The 17,508-nt window shown below is 61.5% G+C and carries 21 protein-coding genes; 7 read left to right on the top strand and 14 right to left on the bottom strand.

From position 1 onward, the window contains the following. Nucleotides 1–34: 34 nt before the first annotated feature. Nucleotides 35–1,228: a 2-methylaconitate cis-trans isomerase PrpF gene (prpF, locus tag BT125_RS08800; RefSeq protein WP_072406171.1), complete on the top strand. Its 1,194-nt coding sequence runs from the start codon at nucleotides 35–37 to the stop codon at nucleotides 1,226–1,228. A 131-nt stretch (nucleotides 1,229–1,359) separates the two neighbouring features. Here prpF and BT125_RS08795 read toward each other — a convergent pair whose 3' ends face one another. The 10 genes from BT125_RS08795 to soxR all read right to left on the bottom strand — a co-directional run bounded on the left by BT125_RS08795 (nucleotide 1,360) and on the right by soxR (nucleotide 8,831). Further along, entirely contained in the window at nucleotides 1,360–2,256 is an 897-nt protein-coding gene (locus BT125_RS08795) for a metal ABC transporter substrate-binding protein (RefSeq protein ID WP_072406169.1), read from the bottom strand. Further along, nucleotides 2,257–3,156 carry a metal ABC transporter permease gene (locus BT125_RS08790; protein WP_014339414.1) on the bottom strand — a complete coding sequence of 300 codons (900 nt, stop codon included), beginning with the start codon at nucleotides 3,154–3,156 and terminating at the stop codon, nucleotides 2,257–2,259. After that, nucleotides 3,156–3,908 carry a metal ABC transporter ATP-binding protein gene (locus BT125_RS08785; RefSeq protein WP_072406167.1) on the bottom strand — a complete coding sequence of 251 codons (753 nt, stop codon included), beginning with the start codon at nucleotides 3,906–3,908 and terminating at the stop codon, nucleotides 3,156–3,158. Before BT125_RS08785 ends, BT125_RS08790 begins: the two co-directional genes overlap by 1 nt. After that, entirely contained in the window at nucleotides 3,905–4,834 is a 930-nt protein-coding gene (locus tag BT125_RS08780; protein WP_072406165.1) for a metal ABC transporter solute-binding protein, Zn/Mn family, read from the bottom strand. Before BT125_RS08780 ends, BT125_RS08785 begins: the two co-directional genes overlap by 4 nt. Nucleotides 4,835–4,869: 35 nt before the next feature. Further along, nucleotides 4,870–5,445, bottom strand: coding sequence for a DUF6162 family protein (locus BT125_RS08775; RefSeq protein ID WP_072406163.1), 576 nt, complete (start codon nucleotides 5,443–5,445; stop codon nucleotides 4,870–4,872). Next, nucleotides 5,442–5,768, bottom strand: coding sequence for a hypothetical protein (locus BT125_RS08770; RefSeq protein WP_072406161.1), 327 nt, complete (start codon nucleotides 5,766–5,768; stop codon nucleotides 5,442–5,444). The genes BT125_RS08775 and BT125_RS08770 overlap by 4 nt, the downstream gene beginning before the upstream one ends. Next, entirely contained in the window at nucleotides 5,765–6,307 is a 543-nt protein-coding gene (locus BT125_RS08765; protein WP_072406159.1) for a thiamine pyrophosphate-binding protein, read from the bottom strand. Before BT125_RS08765 ends, BT125_RS08770 begins: the two co-directional genes overlap by 4 nt. Then, a complete protein-coding gene (locus BT125_RS08760) occupies nucleotides 6,304–7,518 on the bottom strand; it encodes a PepSY-associated TM helix domain-containing protein (RefSeq protein WP_072406157.1) in 1,215 nt (404 codons plus the stop codon). Before BT125_RS08760 ends, BT125_RS08765 begins: the two co-directional genes overlap by 4 nt. Nucleotides 7,519–7,811: 293 nt before the next feature. Then, nucleotides 7,812–8,273: a VOC family protein gene (locus BT125_RS08755; protein WP_072406155.1), complete on the bottom strand. Its 462-nt coding sequence runs from the start codon at nucleotides 8,271–8,273 to the stop codon at nucleotides 7,812–7,814. A 105-nt stretch (nucleotides 8,274–8,378) separates the two neighbouring features. Beyond that, complete coding sequence (gene soxR, locus BT125_RS08750; protein WP_072406153.1) at nucleotides 8,379–8,831, bottom strand: redox-sensitive transcriptional activator SoxR; 453 nt, start codon at nucleotides 8,829–8,831, stop codon at nucleotides 8,379–8,381. 96 nt (nucleotides 8,832–8,927) lie between these two features. Between soxR and BT125_RS08745 the strand changes: the two genes are divergently transcribed. From BT125_RS08745 to BT125_RS08725, 5 genes are all read left to right on the top strand, one after another. Beyond that, nucleotides 8,928–9,293, top strand: coding sequence for an antibiotic biosynthesis monooxygenase (locus tag BT125_RS08745; protein ID WP_072406151.1), 366 nt, complete (start codon nucleotides 8,928–8,930; stop codon nucleotides 9,291–9,293). A gap of 116 nt (nucleotides 9,294–9,409) precedes the next feature. After that, nucleotides 9,410–9,676 (top strand): hypothetical protein, encoded by a 267-nt coding sequence (locus BT125_RS08740; RefSeq protein ID WP_072406149.1) that lies wholly within the window; start codon nucleotides 9,410–9,412, stop codon nucleotides 9,674–9,676. A gap of 102 nt (nucleotides 9,677–9,778) precedes the next feature. After that, entirely contained in the window at nucleotides 9,779–10,393 is a 615-nt protein-coding gene (locus tag BT125_RS08735; protein WP_072406147.1) for a LysE family translocator, read from the top strand. 160 nt (nucleotides 10,394–10,553) lie between these two features. After that, entirely contained in the window at nucleotides 10,554–11,720 is a 1,167-nt protein-coding gene (locus BT125_RS08730) for a cysteine desulfurase family protein (protein ID WP_072406144.1), read from the top strand. Between the two features lie 45 nt (nucleotides 11,721–11,765). After that, nucleotides 11,766–13,574 carry an aminopeptidase P family protein gene (locus BT125_RS08725; RefSeq protein ID WP_072406142.1) on the top strand — a complete coding sequence of 603 codons (1,809 nt, stop codon included), beginning with the start codon at nucleotides 11,766–11,768 and terminating at the stop codon, nucleotides 13,572–13,574. Between the two features lie 9 nt (nucleotides 13,575–13,583). Here the strand turns inward: BT125_RS08725 and BT125_RS08720 are convergent, their stop codons facing one another. Both BT125_RS08720 and BT125_RS08715 read right to left on the bottom strand, forming a co-directional pair. Then, nucleotides 13,584–14,174, bottom strand: coding sequence for a 2-hydroxychromene-2-carboxylate isomerase (locus BT125_RS08720; protein WP_072406140.1), 591 nt, complete (start codon nucleotides 14,172–14,174; stop codon nucleotides 13,584–13,586). Between the two features lie 34 nt (nucleotides 14,175–14,208). Beyond that, nucleotides 14,209–14,937, bottom strand: a complete 729-nt coding sequence (locus BT125_RS08715; protein WP_072406137.1) for an SDR family oxidoreductase — start codon at nucleotides 14,935–14,937, stop codon at nucleotides 14,209–14,211. Nucleotides 14,938–15,028: 91 nt separating this feature from the next. On the opposite strand from BT125_RS08715, the gene BT125_RS08710 reads away from it, so the two are divergent. Further along, nucleotides 15,029–15,598, top strand: coding sequence for a TetR/AcrR family transcriptional regulator (locus BT125_RS08710; RefSeq protein WP_072406135.1), 570 nt, complete (start codon nucleotides 15,029–15,031; stop codon nucleotides 15,596–15,598). A gap of 6 nt (nucleotides 15,599–15,604) precedes the next feature. Here BT125_RS08710 and BT125_RS08705 read toward each other — a convergent pair whose 3' ends face one another. Continuing rightward, nucleotides 15,605–15,886, bottom strand: a complete 282-nt coding sequence (locus BT125_RS08705) for a hypothetical protein (RefSeq protein WP_072406133.1) — start codon at nucleotides 15,884–15,886, stop codon at nucleotides 15,605–15,607. Between the two features lie 168 nt (nucleotides 15,887–16,054). Continuing rightward, on the bottom strand, nucleotides 16,055–16,945 hold the full coding sequence (gene rhtA / locus BT125_RS08700; RefSeq protein ID WP_072406131.1) for a threonine/homoserine exporter RhtA: 891 nt from the start codon (nucleotides 16,943–16,945) through the stop codon (nucleotides 16,055–16,057). Nucleotides 16,946–17,508: the final 563 nt, after the last annotated feature.

The following is a 17,508-nucleotide window of genomic DNA, read 5'->3' as shown; positions in this document are numbered from 1 at the left end:
CTCCGGCCACCCTTTTTTTCAGGAGTTAGAGCACATGGCTCACTCGCCTCAAATCAAGATCCCCGCGACCTACATGCGTGGCGGCACCAGCAAAGGCGTGTTCTTCAGCTTGCAAGACCTGCCCGAAGCGGCTCGCGTGCCTGGCCCGGTCCGGGATGCCCTGCTGCTGCGGGTGATCGGCAGTCCCGACCCGTACGAGAAGCAGATCGATGGCATGGGCGGCGCAACGTCCAGCACCAGCAAGACCGTGATCCTGTCCAGGAGCACCCGGGCCGACCACGATGTCGATTACCTGTTCGGCCAGTTGTCCATCGATAAGCCGTTCGTGGACTGGAGCGGCAACTGCGGCAACCTGTCGGCGGCGGTGGGGTCGTTTGCCATCAGCAGTGGTTTGGTGGCGCCTGACCGTATTCCGCAAAACGGCGTGGCCGTGGTACGGATCTGGCAGGCCAACATCGGCAAGACCATCATCGCCCATGTGCCAATCACCGAGGGCGTGGTGCAGGAAACCGGTGACTTCGAACTCGACGGGGTGACCTTTCCAGCGGCCGAAGTGCAATTGGAATTCATGGACCCGGCGGCCGAGGAGGAGGGCGGTGGTGGCTCGATGTTTCCCACCGGCAACCTGGTGGACGACTTGGAAGTGCCCGGTGTTGGCACCTTCAAGGCGACGCTGATCAACGCGGGGATCCCGACGATTTTCATCAATGCCCGCGATGTCGGCTACACCGGCACTGAATTGCAGGGGGCGATCAACAGCGATCCCAAGGCCCTGGCCATGTTCGAAACCATTCGCGCCCACGGTGCCTTGCGCATGGGCTTGATCAAGCACCTGGACGAAGCCGCCCAGCGCCAGCACACACCGAAAGTGGCGTTTGTCGCGCCGCCGGCGGATTACCTTTCCTCCAGCGGAAAAGCCGTGGCGGCGGGGGATGTCGACTTGCTGGTGCGGGCGTTGTCCATGGGCAAGCTGCACCACGCGATGATGGGCACCGCAGCGGTGGCCATCGGCACGGCCGCGGCGATTTCCGGCACCCTGGTGAACCTGGCCGCCGGCGGTGTCGAACGCAACGCCGTGCGTTTCGGCCACCCGTCCGGCACCCTGCGCGTCGGCGCCGAGGCCAGCGTGGTCAACGGCGAATGGACCGTTAAAAAAGCCATCATGAGCCGCAGTGCGCGGGTGTTGATGGAAGGGTTTGTGCGGGTGCCGGGGGATGTTTTGGGCTGACAGCCAGCCTCAAGTGAAACCTGTGGGAGCGGGCTTGCTCGCGAATGCGATCATACAGTCAACTTTTATGGCGACTGACACACCGTCTTCACGAGCAAGCCCGCTCCCACACAGGGATTGCGTCTCTGCAATCAGCCCTTCTTCGTCAGCGCCGCGACCACCAGCCCTGCATTACTCTCCAGCTCCGCCACTGGGTCGTCGGCATCGAGGCTGAGCACCAGCAACTGGCTGCCGCCCTCGGCAATGGCTGCCTTCAGCGCATCCGAGGGCTGGCGATGATGGAGTACCAGCGCCACGTCGTTGTCCTTCAACGTCGTACTCAATTGCTTGAGGGTTTCGGTTGTCCATTCGGCATCGGGCCGGGGATCGGTGCTGATGGCGTCCAGGTTGAGCCCGCTGATCAGGTAGCCGAAATGCTCGCTCAGGCTCACCACACTCAGGTTATCGGCGCTGGCGAGGCGTTTTTCGCTGTCGGCGCTGAGTTTGAGCAGGCGCTGCTTGAGTGCCGCCAGGTTGGCGTCGATTTTCGGTTTGTCCGCCGGGGCCAGGCGCACCAGGTCGGCGGCGATCACGTCGGCCATGCGCCCCAGGTTGTGGCTGGCCATCCATGGCTGGCTCGCAAGGCCGTCGGTGCTGCCCGGTTGGAGGGCGATGCCGGGCAGAGCACCGTCCACCGGGCGCGCGGCATCGACTTCGACGATGCGGATATTGCTGCGTCGGGCCATGGGGTACAGCGGATCGTCCGGCCATAGCGAGCGCAGGCCGATCACCCCGTCGGCAGCGCTGGCCAGTTTGCTCAATTCCGGCGCGCCACGACCGCTGAAGTAGGCGTTCTGGCGGGTGCCAGGCAGATTGGCGGGCGCGGCCCGCTCCAAGCTGACCTCGGTGCCCTTGAGCAACGCTTCGCCCAATCCATAGGTGACTGGCAGCGATGCCAGCAGACGAACCTTTTCGCCGGCGAATGACGAAGTGGCGGCCACGCCGCACAACGCGACGGCCAGGGTCAGTTGTCGCAATGAAAAAACCATTTATCCAAGATTCCCTTTGAGGCTGGGGACGACACCACGGGCGATGGCGCTCAGGGCGAAGGCGATGCCGGCCACCAGGATGATCGCGGCGCCGGACGGGATCGGCAGGTCGAACACGATCGGCGCGAGGATCCCGCACAAAGTGCTGACGGTGGCGATCAGCACTGAACACCAGAAAAAGCCTTTCAACGATTGACTGAGCAAGCGCGCCGCCGCAGCGGGAATCACCAGCAACGCGCCCACCAGAATGGCACCGATGACTTTCACCGCCGCCACGGTGATTAGCGTCACCAGGACTACGAACAGGTAGTCCAGGGTCTTGACCGCCACCCCGCGCACCGCCGCCAGTTGCGGGTTGAAGCTGGCGAGCATGATGCGGTTGTACAGCGGCAAGGCCAGGGCCATCACCAGCGAGCCGACCACCGCCAGCACCAGCAGGTCATTGCCGTTGACCGTCAGCACCGAGCCGAACAGTACGTTTTCCAGGATGTGCACATTGATCTTGCCCGCCAGGATCAACAGCAGGCTGGCGCCCAGGGCCAGGGACACCGACAGGAAGACGCCGATCAGCGTATCGGGCGCCAGGCCGGTGCGGTTGCGCAGGTAATTGAGCAGGATGCCGAACAACAGGCAGTAGCCGAACAGGCTGCCGTAAGGCCCGGTGTAGGGTTCGCCGAGCAGGATGCCGATGGCCACGCCGGTGAGCGCCGCATGGCCCACCGCCTCGGAGAAAAACGCGAAGCGCTTGACCACCACCAGCGTGCCGAGGCCGCCCAGCACCGGGCCGATCAACAGTCCGGCCAGCAACGCATTGACCACGAACCCATAGGCCAGCGCCTCAGGCAGGTAACCGGCCGAGGCCCAGCCCTGGACCATCAAACGAAAGGCTTCATAACTCATCAGGCCGCGCTCCCGTTCGTGCGTGGATGGGTGGAAAACAGCGTCAGCAGCCGTTCCGGGGTCAAGGTCTGGCGTGGCGGGCCGTCGAACAGCACGCGGCGATTCAGGCCGGTGACACGGTCGGCCAGGCGCCCGACGGCTTCCAGGTCATGTTCGATCCACAGCACGGTGATCCCGGCCTGGCGCCAGTCCTGCAGCAATCGTTCGAACACCTGGATACCGGCCTCGTCCAGGGCCGACATCGGCTCATCCAGCACCAGCAATTGCGGCGAGGGTATCAACCCCTGGGCCAGCAACACCCGTTGGCGCTCGCCGCCGGACAGCGCGCCCATGCGCCGCTTGCGCTTGTCCTGCATGCCGACCCGCTCCAGGGCCTGGCCGATGGCGCTGGTGTAATGCTTGCTCAAGCCGAGAAACGCCGGCCGCCGCTGACACATCGCCGCCATGAAATCGTCCACGGTCATGGGCAGGCCCCGGTCGAATTCCAGCGCCTGGGGTACGTAGCCGATCACCCCGGGTTCGCCTGGCCATTGCAGGCTCAAGCGTCCCTGATGCGGCATCTGCCCCAGCAAGGTCTTGATCAGCGAGCTCTTGCCGCCGCCATTCGGGCCGACCAGGGCATGGATGCTGCCGGGCTCCACCCGAAAGACCACGCTGTCGAGAATGGTGGTGCGGCCCAGGTTCAGGCTGACCTCGGCGAACTCGATCAAGGGCCCGACGTGTTGCAGGGTGAGGGGTTCCTGGATGCTCATGCGCCGGACTCCTGGATCGCCCGGACCACGGTGTCGAGGTTGCCGGCCATTTCCTTTTCGTACTTCTCGGCGCTGTAGTCGCCGTAGGAGATGTGCGAGAGCGGGTACAGCTTCACGCCCGATTCACGTTGGATGGTGTCGACGTAGGTAGAGGGGAAGTCCATCTCCGAGAAGATCACCTTCACGTCCAGCTCTCGCAGTTGGTCGATGGTTTTCTTCAATTGGCTGGGGCTTGGTTCGATGCCATGGGCGGGCTCGACCACGGCGGTCACTTCCAGGCCGAATTCGCGCAACAAGTAGTCGTAGGCAGCGTGCACCGTGGCGACCCGCAATTCGGCATTGGGGGCCTGGGTCAGCTTCGCCAGGGCCGCGGCGCGCATCTGCCGCAGGCGCTTGCCGTAGGCGCGGGCGTTCTGGGTGTAGGCCTTGGCGTTGTCCGGGTCGAGCTTGCCCAGCTCCCGGGCGATGTTATTGACCTGGGCGATGGAGGCGCTGATGGACAGGAAGGTATGCGGGTTCACGACCTTGCCCGCGCCTCGGGCGGCGGTGCCGGTGGCGGCCAGCAGGGGCACGTTTTCGTTGGCCTCGATCACCTTCACGTCCGGGGTCTCGCTGGCGGCGATCATGCGGTCGGCAAAATCGTCGTGACCTACGCCATTGAGCACGATCACGTCGAGGCCGCTGATGCGCTTGATGTCTTCGGCCCGTGGTTCATAGGCGTGGGGGTTGAAACCGGCCGGTATCAGCGGTACGACCTCGGCCTTGTCGCCGACGATGTTGGCCACGTAGCTGTAATACGGGTGCAAGGTGATGCCAATACGCAGGCGCTTGGCTGTTTCGGCGTTCACCGGCGAGGTGAGCAGGCAGGTCAGCAGGCCGATCAACAGCAAGCGCAGCAAGGGTCGGCGTTGGGAGGCAATAGGCATGGGCAAACGGTCTTCTCTCGAATGAGGGCGTGGGGTCAGTGCCGGTGCTGGCGGGTTACGCCGGCATCGAATTGCGCGACGATCTGTTGCCAGCCAGCGGCGGACAACGCCGCATCGTCCAGCGCGGTGGGCGTCGCCAGGCCAGTGCCGCGGTTGAGCCAGATGTCCGGGGCGGCGTCGGACGCTTCGCCGATGCGCATCAGAAACGAACCGGCCACCGACGGATTGGCACTGGCGCCGAAGTAGGCCCGGTCCCGCAGTTGTTGCCAGGTATGGCCGCCCCGGCTGATGGAACTGGCATCCTGGGCGAACGGCGCGAAGCCTTCTTCGGCCAAGGTTTGCGGGGCGGGCAGGGTTTGTTGGTCTTCGCGCAGCAAGCGGATTTCATCCAGGGTCACCCGCAGGTCGGCATAGATGCCTTGCTCGGCGGCGCTGAGGTCGCGGCGGGCGTCGAGCTGGTTCGAGGCCAGGTGAGGCGTGTCCTCGGCCTTGCCATGCCAGGCCACTACGGAGCCGGCCACCAGTACGATGAACAGGCATAGCAGCAACACGTACAGGGTTTCGTGGCCCGCGCCGGCAGGGCGGATGACTTGAGTCGTGGCGTTGCTCATGGGGCCTCGATGTCGGCTTGGTCGATTTCCACTACGTGGCCGGGGCCGGCGTCGAAGAGCACGTAGAATTCAGCGTTTGGTTTCTTGAAGGTCAGCTTCGAGTCGGCGCCGAGCTTGCCCGGGACGAGGATGGTTTCGTCATAACCGATCACGTCCAGGGTCACTCCGGGTGCACCGCTGCCGTCGGAAAAGCCCCCGGTGCATTGGATCTGTTCGGCGTCGATGGCCTTGCACTCGCACATCGGGTTGTGGGCCAGGACGCTGGTGCTTGCGCCTGCGCAGAGCAGCAGCGCCAGGCTCTTGGATAAAGCGCGGAGAGTCATGGTTTGGCTCCTTGGTTCTTCAGCCAGGCGACGGTGGCCGGGGAGGCCAGGCTCAGGGGAATGGAGGCCTGATGCATCGAACCGTCCCAACCTTCGAGGGTTATCCACAGTTCGGCATCGGGCTGGGTCTTTGGCGGAACCGGCAACAAGGCGCCCATGCGATAGGGCGAGCCAAAGAAAATCACCCCGGCGGCCCGCAGGCTGCGGGGTTTGCCGATGCGCAGATAGGTGGCCTTGACCTGGCCGATACAGCTTTGGCACAGGGCGGCGTTGAAGTGCTTCATCGGCCCGGCAGGCCCTTGGACGCGGGGGGCTTCGTTGCGAAACTCCGCCAGGCGCAGGCTCCAGGGACCGACCTGGACTTCACCGACTTCCCGCTCGCCAAGCCCGGCATCACCGCGGAACAGGGCGGCTTCTGAGAGGTATTTGGGCATGAACCCCAAGGGGATCAGCAGCAGCAAAACGTTGAGATGGAAACGCCATTTATGCCAGAACAGGCTCAGGCGTGACGGTGATGAAGCGGTATTGGACGGGGTCACAGGCTGCCCTCCGACGATTCATGCTGGACGGACGGCTGCAGTGCCTGCGCTATTCGGGCGCCACGGGTGGGTTTCTGGCTACGCTTGAAGGCATTGGCGGTGGCCAGGGCCGTGCGTTTGGTCCAGATCAGCAGCCCGCTGAGGACCATCATGCTCAGGATCAGACCGAAGAAAAACCAGATGAGCTTGATCCAGAGGCCGCCGAAATCCCCAGTGTGCAAAGGCCGCATGGATTCGGTGACGAACTCCAGGGTCGTGCGGTCCGACAGCAACCGGGAGGCGGCCACATCGCCGTTGTAGGGGTTGATGGTGGCGGTCTGGAACATCAGCGGATACCAGCCGCGGCCACCGATTTCCAGATGGCTGTAGGCATTGCCGGGCATGCTGATGAAACTCGCTTCCAGTCCCGGGATGCGTTGCTGGGCGATTTCGATGGCCCGGTCCAGGTTCACCTGCGGTGGCGCCTGGCCGTCGACGGACAACGGCACGTTTTCACGGGCCACCACCGGGATGACCGGTTCGCTGGAAATGGAGATCTGGTTGTCGCCCAGCAAGGCCTGGATCAGGAACCAGGTGCCCGTGACAGAGATGACCGCGATGAACCAGATCGACCAGATCCCGCTGAGCCGGTGGAAGTCACCCCAGAAAATCCGTGCGCCATGGCGAATCCGCAGGGTCGGACGGAAGAAGCCTTTCCAGAAGCGCTTGTAGACCACCAGCCCGGTCACCAGGGACGCGAGCAAGGGCAGGCCCAGGAACGACACCAGGTACCAGCCCCAACTGTAGCCATTGGTGAACGGCACCAGCCACCAGCCATGCAGGGCGCGGGTGAACGCCTGGAAGTTGAATGTCGGCGCCGAGCCCTGGATGACGCCGCTGTACGGGTTGACGTAGACCGTGTCGGGGCGTCCGTCGGGGTAGGTCACGCCGACTTCCAACGCAAAGTGCGACTCGTCCGGCCGGATGATGCTTTGCACCTGGGTTTGCGGCTGGGCCTGCTTGATCGCGGCGATCACCTGGTCATAGCTGAGCAGCGTGGCCTCGTCCGAGGGTTTGCTGGCCCGCATGTCGGGGTTGGCCAGCCAGACGATCTCCTGGCTGACCACCGCCAGGGTGCCGGTGACGCAGACGATGAGCACGAAGAACCAGATGGGCAATGCCAGCCAGCTATGGACCAGGAACCAGAGTTTGGAGCGGGATTTCTTCGACATGATTGAACGTCTTGATTCGATGAAAGGTTCTGTATTGCGGGCTTCGCAACACCGTGACCCCAAAAAAGCAGACCGTGGCTTTTGCCGACGCGGCCTGCTGCATCTAATTAAGACGAACGAGCGACCAAAATCCCGAAAGGGAAGATGAAAGAAAATGTTTCGCGTGGTAGGAGCTGCCGAAGGCTGCGGTCTTTTGATCTTTCCCCTTGGGACTCAAGTGTCAGGGGAAAGATCGCAGTCTCGTTGCACTCGACAGCTCCTACAGGACGCGACCCGGTGAGCGCGGGGGCAAGTCAGCCTTGCTGTTGAAACATCTCCCTGGCCCGTTGCTCGATCTGGTCCTGGCTCAGATCTTCCTTGTGTGTCGCGAGGAACCACAGATGCCCATAGGGATCCTTCAGGGTGCCGCTGCGATCTCCGTAGAACTGGTCCTTGACCTCGGAAATCACCGTGCCGCCGGCGGCAATGGCCTGGGCAAATGCGCTGTCCACGTCCTCGACATATAAATGCAGGCCGACCGATGGCGATTGGTCCGGATTACTCAAAGGGCCTTGATCGCAAGGCGTGCCGAGCATGATCGGATAACCGTTGATCCGCAGCTCTGCATGGCCGATGCCCCCGTCGGGCATGGCCAGGCGCATGACCTCGGTGGCATTGAAGGCTTTTTTGTAGAAGTCGATGGCTTCGGCAGCTTTTTGAATGCCCAGGTAGGGCGTGATGTTATGGAAACCTTCGGGAATGGCATTGACGCCCATGACGTTTCTCCTTTTGTTATAGGGAGGCGAAGAGAGTCTTCGTCGATTTGCGCTCCTCCACTATAGGCCAGCGACCCTGGCTGGACGCGGGGGCCGACGAACGCTTCAAGGCGATTCCAGCAGATGCGCCCCCGGCCCGCGTTGGCCCAGTACGTCGCCCTGATTGCGCAGCGGACAAGTTTCCATCGACAGGCATCCGCAGCCGATGCAACCGTTGAGTCGATCACGCAGCGCCACCAATTGGTTGATGCGTTCGTCCAGGTCCCGGCTCCACTGCGCCGACAAAATCTGCCAGTCGGCGGCCGTCGGGGCGCGGTTGTCTGGCAGGCTGTTCAACGCCCCGCCGATTTCCGCCAACGGGATGCCCAGGCGCTGGGCGACCTTGATCAGTGCCACGCGACGCAATACCGCCCGTGGGTAACGACGTTGGTTACCCGGGTTGCGCGTGCTTTTGATCAGCCCTTTGGATTCGTAGAAGTGCAGGGCGGTGACCGTTACACCGCTGCGGGCGGCCACTTGGCCGACGGTGAGTGCCTTGTGGATATCGATCTGCGCCATCGTTTCAATTCACCGCTTGACCTCAAGTTAACTAGAGGTTTTACCCTGCACGCCTTCGAATCGCAAGATTCGCCTGACCTGCATAGGGGACCTTTCATGCAATCGCCAAGGAACAATCGCAGTTTTACTCAACTGATGGAGTTCGACATCGAGCCTCAATGGCAGCAAGCGCTGGTAACCGCCTTGTCGGAACAGACCGAGCGCCTGGCCCGGGACCACCAGGGGTTCCTGAGTGCCAGTATCCAGGCCAGCGACGATGGTCGCCGCGTGCTCAACTATTTGCAGTGGCAGACCCGCGAGGCAGGCGAGGCGGCACTTCGAAGTGTCGAAAATGGCGAGCAGGGTTTCTGGCGCCTGATCCAGGCTCACCGTGCCAAAGCCGTGACGTTCGCTTCGTTTCAGGTGCTACGCAACATCGAGCGCAGCCTGGATAACGCGCTGCATTGCCAGTTGGTCGATTAAGCGCAACGGCTGATCCAGGCAGGCAATACCCACTATCGAGAGGGTTGATTTCTGCCGCGCAGGGCCGGCGGGTAGCCTTTGTTCATCGCCCAACTCCAGAACACCGGACACCCGCCATGAACCGTATCTTTGCCGTTTTGCTGCTTTTGACCGCTATCCTTCTGGGCGGCTGCGCCAGCTCATCCCCGGAGCTGCGCCCCTACACCGCCGATGAGACCCGCGAGCTGGCCCTTGAAGCATTGAATCGCCGTGGCCTTTCGTTCGAGGAATACCACGCGAAAAAGGCCGAACTGCTTGGCTCGTCGCAGAAAAACGTGGGGTTCGACGATCAGGGCCAGATGAGTGCCGAGCAGGTCGTGCAACAGCCTGGCCGGTCTAGCTGAGAGACTGTACCGCTCAAAGTTTTGCCCACTGTCCGTGGGTTTGCGCCAGGAGGTGGGGTAGGGTCATGACTTGACTGACCGCCCCTGATGGACTGCCCCGACATGACCCTTTCGCTTGACCTGCTGCTGGGCTTCGCCCTGTTTGCCCTGGTGACCTCGATCACGCCAGGCCCTAACAACACCATGTTGTTGGCCTCGGGTGTCAACTTCGGTTTCAACCGCACCATTCCGCACATGCTGGGTATTACCTGCGGCTTCTTTTCCCTGGTGCTGGCGGTGGGCCTTGGCCTGGGCGCGGTATTCCAGACGTATCCACTGCTCTATACCGCGCTGCGCTACATCGGCGCGGCGTACCTGTTGTACCTGGCGTGGAAAATAGCCCACTCCGGCCCGGTTTCGGAAAGCCAGCCGGGGAACAGTACGCCGATCAGCTATTGGGGCGCAGCGGCGTTCCAATGGGTCAATCCCAAGGCCTGGATCATGGCAATAGGCGCCATCAGTACCTACACGCCACTCCAGGGTTATTTCTTCAATGTGCTGGTGATTGCGGCGGTGTTTGCCTTGATCAACCTGCCAAGCGTGAGCCTGTGGGTGGTGTGCGGCAGCCTGTTGCGCAACCTGTTGCGTGATCGTCGCTGGCTGCGCGTGTTCAACTGGGGCATGGCGCTGTTGTTGGTCGCTTCGATGTATCCCTTGTTGCTCGAAAGCATCAGTTGAGGGCTGAGCTTCGAGGCGATGCCTGCTAAGCTCGCTGTTCAGGAGCGTTCCTACGCACTTTTAAACGAAGTCCGACTTCTTTTAAGGTTTTCGATCAGGTATTGCTAGTCTCGAACCCAACGAGGGCGCCTGATCCCGGAGCAGGCTCTGCGAGTTTCCTATGAATAAACGTCCTTTGTATTTCGATTACGCCGCCACCACGCCGGTGGATGAGCGGGTCATCCGGGTCATGGTCGAGTGTCTGGGTTTTGACGGCAACTTCGGCAACCCGGCGTCCAGTTCCCATGCCTTCGGCCAGGAGGCCCGGCGCTCGGTGGAGCGTGCCCGCCAGCAGGTGGCGCAATTGGTGGGGGCCCAGCCCGAACAGATCGTCTGGACTTCCGGTGCCACCGAATCCAACAACCTGGCCCTCAAGGGTGTGGCCCAGGCACGCAGTGGTTCCGCCGGCCATGTCATCACCAGCCTGATCGAGCACAAGGCGATTCTCGATACAGCGCGCCAACTCGAGGAAAGTGGTGTAGCGGTTACCTGGCTGGCGCCGGACGCCGAGGGCCTTATCAGCCCGCAAGCGGTTCGCGAGGCGTTGCGCGAAGACACGTTCCTGGTCTCGCTGATGCTGGTGAACAACGAGCTGGGCACCGTCAACGACATCATCGCCATTGGCGAGGTCGTTCGCGAGCACGGTGCGTTGTTCCATGTGGACGCGGCCCAGGGCGCCGGTAAGGTGCAGATCGACCTGGCTCGCTGGCCGGTGGACCTGATGTCTTTTTCCGCGCATAAAATCTACGGTCCCAAGGGCATCGGTGCGCTCTACGTCGGCGACCGTGCCCGGCCACGGCTATCGGCGCAGATTCATGGCGGTGGACATGAGGGCGGTTTGCGCTCCGGAACCCTGGCGACCCACCAGATTGCGGCCATGGGCGCCGCATTCGAACTGGCAGCCGCGGCATTCGACGAAGAACTCGCTAAAATCGCCCGGTTGCGCAATCGTTTGCTCGAGCCGCTGCTGGCGTTGCCTGGCGTGCGTATAAACGGCAGTGCGAGCCGTCGGATTCCCCACACGCTGAGCCTGACCTTCAACGAAGGTGAGTTCAACCCGGCGACTTTGGGCGCATCGATTGCATTTTCCGCGACCTCGGCCTGCAATTCGGCCCACAACACCCCGTCCCACGTGCTGCTGGCCCTGGGGCATGATGCCCGTGCGGCCGGGCGGACCATTCGCTTGAGCCTGGGGCGCTTTACCACCGAGCAGGATATCGACGAGGCGGTGCGGCTGATCAAGGCGGCATGTGCGACTGCGCCGGCGTTCTGGGCCACGACCCCATAAGCCGGATACGGCATTGAACAACAATATCAAAGAACAGGAGAAACAATGAGCACCGAGCCTTTGCCCCATGGACTGGTTCCCCAGCGCCTGGCCCGAATCCGCCATCTGATGAGCCGAGAGGGTATTCACGCGCTGCTGGTGCCATCAGCCGACCCGCACCTGTCTGAATACTTGCCGGGTTATTGGCAGGGGCGGCAATGGTTGTCGGGGTTCCATGGTTCGGTGGGGACCTTGATCGTGACCGGCAGTTTCGCCGGCGTCTGGGCCGACAGCCGTTATTGGGAGCAGGCCACCAAGGAGCTGGAGGGTAGTGGTATTGAGTTGGTCAAGCTGATTCCAGGCCAGCCCGGCCCCCTGGACTGGCTGGCCGAACAAACGCCTGAAGGTGGGGTGGTTGCGGTCGACGGTGCGGTTATGGCCGTGGCATCGGCCCGCACCCTGGGCGGCAAGCTCGCCGAACGCGGCGCGCGGTTGCGCACCGACATCGACCTGCTCAAGGAGGTCTGGACCGATCGCCCAGGCCTGCCGGATCAACCGGTCTACGCCCATTTGCCGCCCCAGGCGACCATCAGCCGGGTCGAAAAACTCGCCAAGTTGCGCGAATCCCTCCAGGAGCGTGGTGCCGACTGGCATTTCATCGCCACGCTGGATGACATCGCCTGGTTGTTCAACCTGCGCGGAGCAGATGTGTCGTTCAACCCCGTGTTCGTTTCCTTTGCCTTGATCAACCAGCAGCAAACAACGCTGTTCGTGGCCCTGGACAAGGTTGACGCGCCGTTGCGTGCCGTTCTGGAGCAGGACGGCGTGACCCTGCGCGATTACAGCGAAGTCGCCGCCGCGCTGCGCGAAGTGCCGGACGGCGCGAATCTGCAGGTCGACCCGGCGCGGGTGACGGTCGGCTTGCTGGATAACCTGGGCAGTGGCGTGAAGTTGATCGAAGGTCTCAATCCAACGACGCTCGCCAAATCCCGTAAAAGCCTGGCCGACGCCGAGCACATCCGTCGGGCCATGGAGCAGGACGGCGCGGCGCTCTGTGAATTCTTCGCCTGGCTGGAAGGGGCCTGGGGACGGGAGCGCATCACCGAGTTGACCATCGACGAGCACCTGACTGCCGCACGCACACGTCGGCCGGATTTCGTCTCCCTGAGCTTCAATACCATCGCCGCCTTTAACGCCAACGGCGCGATGCCCCATTACCACGCCACGCAAGAGGCCCATGCCGTCATCGAGGGTGATGGCCTGTTGCTGATCGATTCCGGAGGCCAGTACCTGGGGGGCACCACTGACATCACCCGCATGGTGCCGGTCGGAACACCCACCGCCGAGCAGAAACGTGACTGCACCCGTGTGCTCAAGGGTGTGATTGCCCTGTCCCGGGCCAAGTTTCCGCGGGGCATTCTTTCGCCCTTGCTGGATGCAATCGCCCGTGCACCGATCTGGGCGGAGCAAGTCGATTACGGCCACGGCACCGGCCATGGTGTCGGCTATTTCCTCAATGTCCACGAAGGCCCACAGGTGATTGCCTATCAAGCCGCTGCCGCGCCGCAAACGGCGATGCAGGCCGGCATGATCACCTCGATCGAGCCGGGCACTTATCGTCCCGGCCGCTGGGGTGTGCGCATCGAGAACCTGGTGTTGAACCGCGAAGCCGGAAGCAGCGAGTTCGGCGACTTCCTCGAGTTCGAAACCCTCACCCTGTGCCCGATCGACACCCGATGCCTGGAGCCTTCGCTGCTGACCCAGGACGAAAAAGACTGGTTCAACGCCTACCACGCCGAGGTTCAGCGTCGATTGAGCCCGTTGCTGGACGGTGACGCACTGCAGTGGCTCAATACCCGGACACTGGCGATTTGAGGTAGAGGATCAGACGAGGGCTTCACGGACGAAGTCCAGCCGATCCTGGCCGAAGAACAGCTCGTCGCCGACAAACATGCTCGGGGCGCCAAATACACCTCGTTCGATGGCGTCTTCGGTGGCGCTCTTGAGTGCTTGCTTGACCTGCTCGTCGTTCGTCAGGGCCAGCACATAGTCGGCGTCGAAACCGCCTTCGTTCAGGACCGCTGCGACAGTCGCCGGGTCATTAAGGTTGCGGGCGTCCACCCAGAAGGCGCGGAACAGGCAATCGACGAAGGCCTCGAAGCGTTCGGGATGGCGCAGTTGCATGGCGGTCACCGCGCGCATCAGCAGCAGTGTGTTGACGGGGAAGTATGGATTGAACTGGAAGGCGACGCCGTAGCGCTTGGCGAATCGACTCAGATCCTTGAACAGGTAAGGGTTCTTGGCGGGCACTGTCGCCGGTGATGCGTTGCCGGTTGCCTTGAAGACGCCGCCCAATAACATCGGACGATAGATCAACTGGCTGTTTGTCTGCGCACACAGCGCCGGCAACTGGGTATAGGCCAGGTACGTGGTCGGGCTGCCGAGATCGAAGTAAAACTCCACTGATCTGCTCATGGTATCTGCTCTCTTGTTGTTGTGAGGGGAGGGCTTACCAGCGTTCGTTCCAGGGGCGCAGGTCCAGCTCGAAGGTCCAGGCGTCGCGAGGTTGGCTGTGCAGATACCAGTAGCTGTCGGCGATGTGTTCAGGATTCAGGATGCCGTCCTGATCCTTGGTGGCATATTTTTCCGGGAAATGATCGCGGATGAAGTCGGTGTCGATGGCGCCGTCCACCACCACATGGGCCACATGAATGTTCAACGGCCCCAGCTCCCGGGCCATGCTTTGTGCCAGTGCGCGGATGCCATGTTTGGCGCCTGCGAATGCAGCGAACCCCGAAGCGCCGCGCAATCCCGCCGTCGCCCCGGTAAACAGGATGGTTCCGCGCTGACGCTTGACCATGCGCTTGGCCACTTCCCGTGCATTGAGAAAGCCTGAGAAACAGGCCATTTCCCAAATCTTGAAATACTTGCGTGCGGTTTCCTCGAGGATGCTGCAGGGAACGTTGGCGCCGATGTTGAATACAAAGGCTTCGATCGGGCCGATCTGGGTCTCGATTTGATCGATGAGTGCGATCACCTCGTCCTCTTTGCGTGCATCACAGGCAAACCCGTGGGCTTCGCCGCCTTGGGCGCGGATTCCATCCACAAGCGGCTGGAGTTTGTCAGCGCTGCGGCGGGTAACACAGGCTACAAAACCTTCCTGCGCAAAGCGTTTGGCAATCGCTCCGCCGGTGGCATCGCCCGCGCCAACAACCAGTACGACCTTCTTGTTATTCATGGTCAGCCTCATGGGTAAACGATCGTTAACTAAACGGACGTTATGCTAAGATCCGGCTAGCGTCAAGGTGAGCAATCAGAGGAGGGTAGGCATGCGTTATTCAGCCAATCACAAAATGGAAACCCGCGAGAAACTGCTCGCCAGCAGTGCGGTGTCCGCCAAGAAATCTGGTTTCTCCACGGTCGGTGTCGACGGCCTGATGAAAGCGATCGGGTTGAGCGGCGGTGCGTTCTATAGCCACTTCTCGTCCAAGGATGAGCTTTTCAAAGCCATTGTTGAGCGGGAATTGGCTCAAAGCCTGGATCGCTTGAGCGGCAATGGCGCCATGGACTCGATGAAACTGGAGCGCTGCCTCAAGCAGTACTTGAGCATGAGCCATGTCGAGCAGCCCGAGGCGGGGTGTGCGTTACCGGTATTGGGCGCTGAGATCGCACGATCGGATGTCCAGGTGAGGGAGGCGGCGCAAACGTGGATCTGTCGTCTGCACGAAAGCTGGGCGCGGATACTGGGAAGCGACAGCCTGGCCTGGGCCATTCTGTCTCAATGCGTGGGAGCGTTGGTTGTCGCGCGGATGCTGGTCACGCCGCAGGTTCAGCGTGATGTCCTCAAGTCCAGCCATGAGGAAATCAGTCGTCGAATCGCCGACCAGGAGCTCGGCTAAGCTGATCTATTTGCAGATGACGATCATGCTGCGGCTGGTATAGCCGGCGGGATTGAGCCCGAAGGGATAATCCCCGGGTTCTTCAACGGCGTCGCCGGACTTGGCAATGACCTTGTAACCCTTGGGAGCACAGGCATTGGCGGCACTGGCAGCGCACTGGTCCCAGGATGAGGACAGGCCGGAGCAGTTGATGTGCAGACCCTTTTTGCCGCGTTTGACTTCAGTTTTCGATGTTGCCGCACAGCCCGCTACTGCAAGTACGGCGATCAGTATCAAAATTCGTTTCATTCCCGTCCTTATAACCGCCGCGGATCTTATGTCTGCGTGCGATCGTGTTCGCTCTTGCTTGAAGCGTTCATGACGTCCTGTATGAAAAAATCCATGTCTGGCATTAGGTTACTGGCCTAAACATGGCCTAAATGCGCGGCAAATGCCAGGCCTTCGTTAAATCCTGATTCAATCTACCGCGACAGCAGGCTTTGCGGTGCTGGCCATGGTCAGCGTGGCGCCTACCGACGCGAGGATGATGCAGGTAATGGCCATCCACTGGGCCAGGGACAGGTACTCCTGGAGAAAGACGAGCCCCGACAAGGCTGCGATTGCCGGTTCGACGCTCATCAAGGTGCCGAAGGTGCGGGCAGGCATTCGAGTCAAGGCGATCATTTCCAGCGTGTAGGGCAGGGCTGTGGACAGGATGGCGACGCCGATGGCAATTGGAATCAGGTTTGGTGTGAGCAACGCGGTGCCGGCGTGAACAATGCCGATAGGCGCGACAAACAGAGCCGCGATCATGACTCCCAGTGCGGCAGTCTGCACGCCATTGTCCGCTCCGGCTTTCTGACCGAACAGGATGTACAACGCCCAGCAGAAACCGGCGCCCAGCGCGTAGCCGGCACCAACCAGATCGATACCAGCACTGGTCGCGCCGGTCGGTATGAGCAGCAGCAGGCCAACCACTGCCAAGGCAATCCAGAGAAAGTCGATCGCCCGGCGCGAGGCGTAAATGGCGACTGCCAGAGGCCCGGTAAACTCCAACGCTACGGCAATGCCCAGTGGAACGGTGCGAACCGACATATAGAAGAGGAAGTTCATACCGCCCAGTGCCATGCCGTAAACGATCACCGTGCGCAGGGATTGGCCGGTGAGCTTGGCACGCCAAGGGCGGAGCATTAACAGCATGATGAGGCTGGCAAAAATGAGTCGCAGCGTTGTCGTGCCTTGTGCACCCACTACCGGGAACATGCTTTTGGCGAGGGAGGCTCCTGCTTGAATGGAAGCCATGGCTATCAATAGCAAGGCAACCGGGTAGAGGGTGGAGGCCAGGCGGCGAGGTGGAGGGAGCGTCATTACGAAGTGTCGTCCAGAATAAGGCGGGGAGGCTGCGTTGAGCAGTATATTGCGCATATGCAGCGATTCCGTCTATATACCGGGCATAATTAAGTGTCTTATCGGGCTGTAGATAGAAAAATCAAATTAAGGGTTGACGGCAGATTCTGGAAGTCTATAATTCGCCCCACTTCCGGCGCAGTCGAAACGGAAAACTTCTTGATATTCAATAAGTTAAGTAGGTTTCGAAGGTGCGAGGCTTCAGTTCATCGAAGCTCGGAAGGAGCAGGTAGAGCGGTGTTGTTTGGCTCTATCGGCGGTTCGATCTTCTCGGTCGAAAGCGGTGAAAAAGAGGTGTTGACAGCAGCGAGTAACGCTGTAGAATTCGCCTCCCGCTAACGAGAGATCGGAAGCGCAAGTGGTTGAAGTTGTTGAGGTTTCCGAAGCGAAGCTTTGAAGATTTCTGAAAATAACCGCTTGACAGATACACGGGGCGCTGTAGAATGCGCGCCTCGGTTGAGACGAAAGACTCAGCCAGCCGCTCTTTAACAACTGAATCAAGCAATTCGTGTGGGTGCTTGTGG

Origin of the sequence: Pseudomonas sp. NFACC04-2 (assembly GCF_900119265.1) — a bacterium.
GTDB lineage: Bacteria > Pseudomonadota > Gammaproteobacteria > Pseudomonadales > Pseudomonadaceae > Aquipseudomonas > Aquipseudomonas fluorescens_AA.
This window is presented reverse-complemented; position numbering and strand designations above follow the sequence as displayed.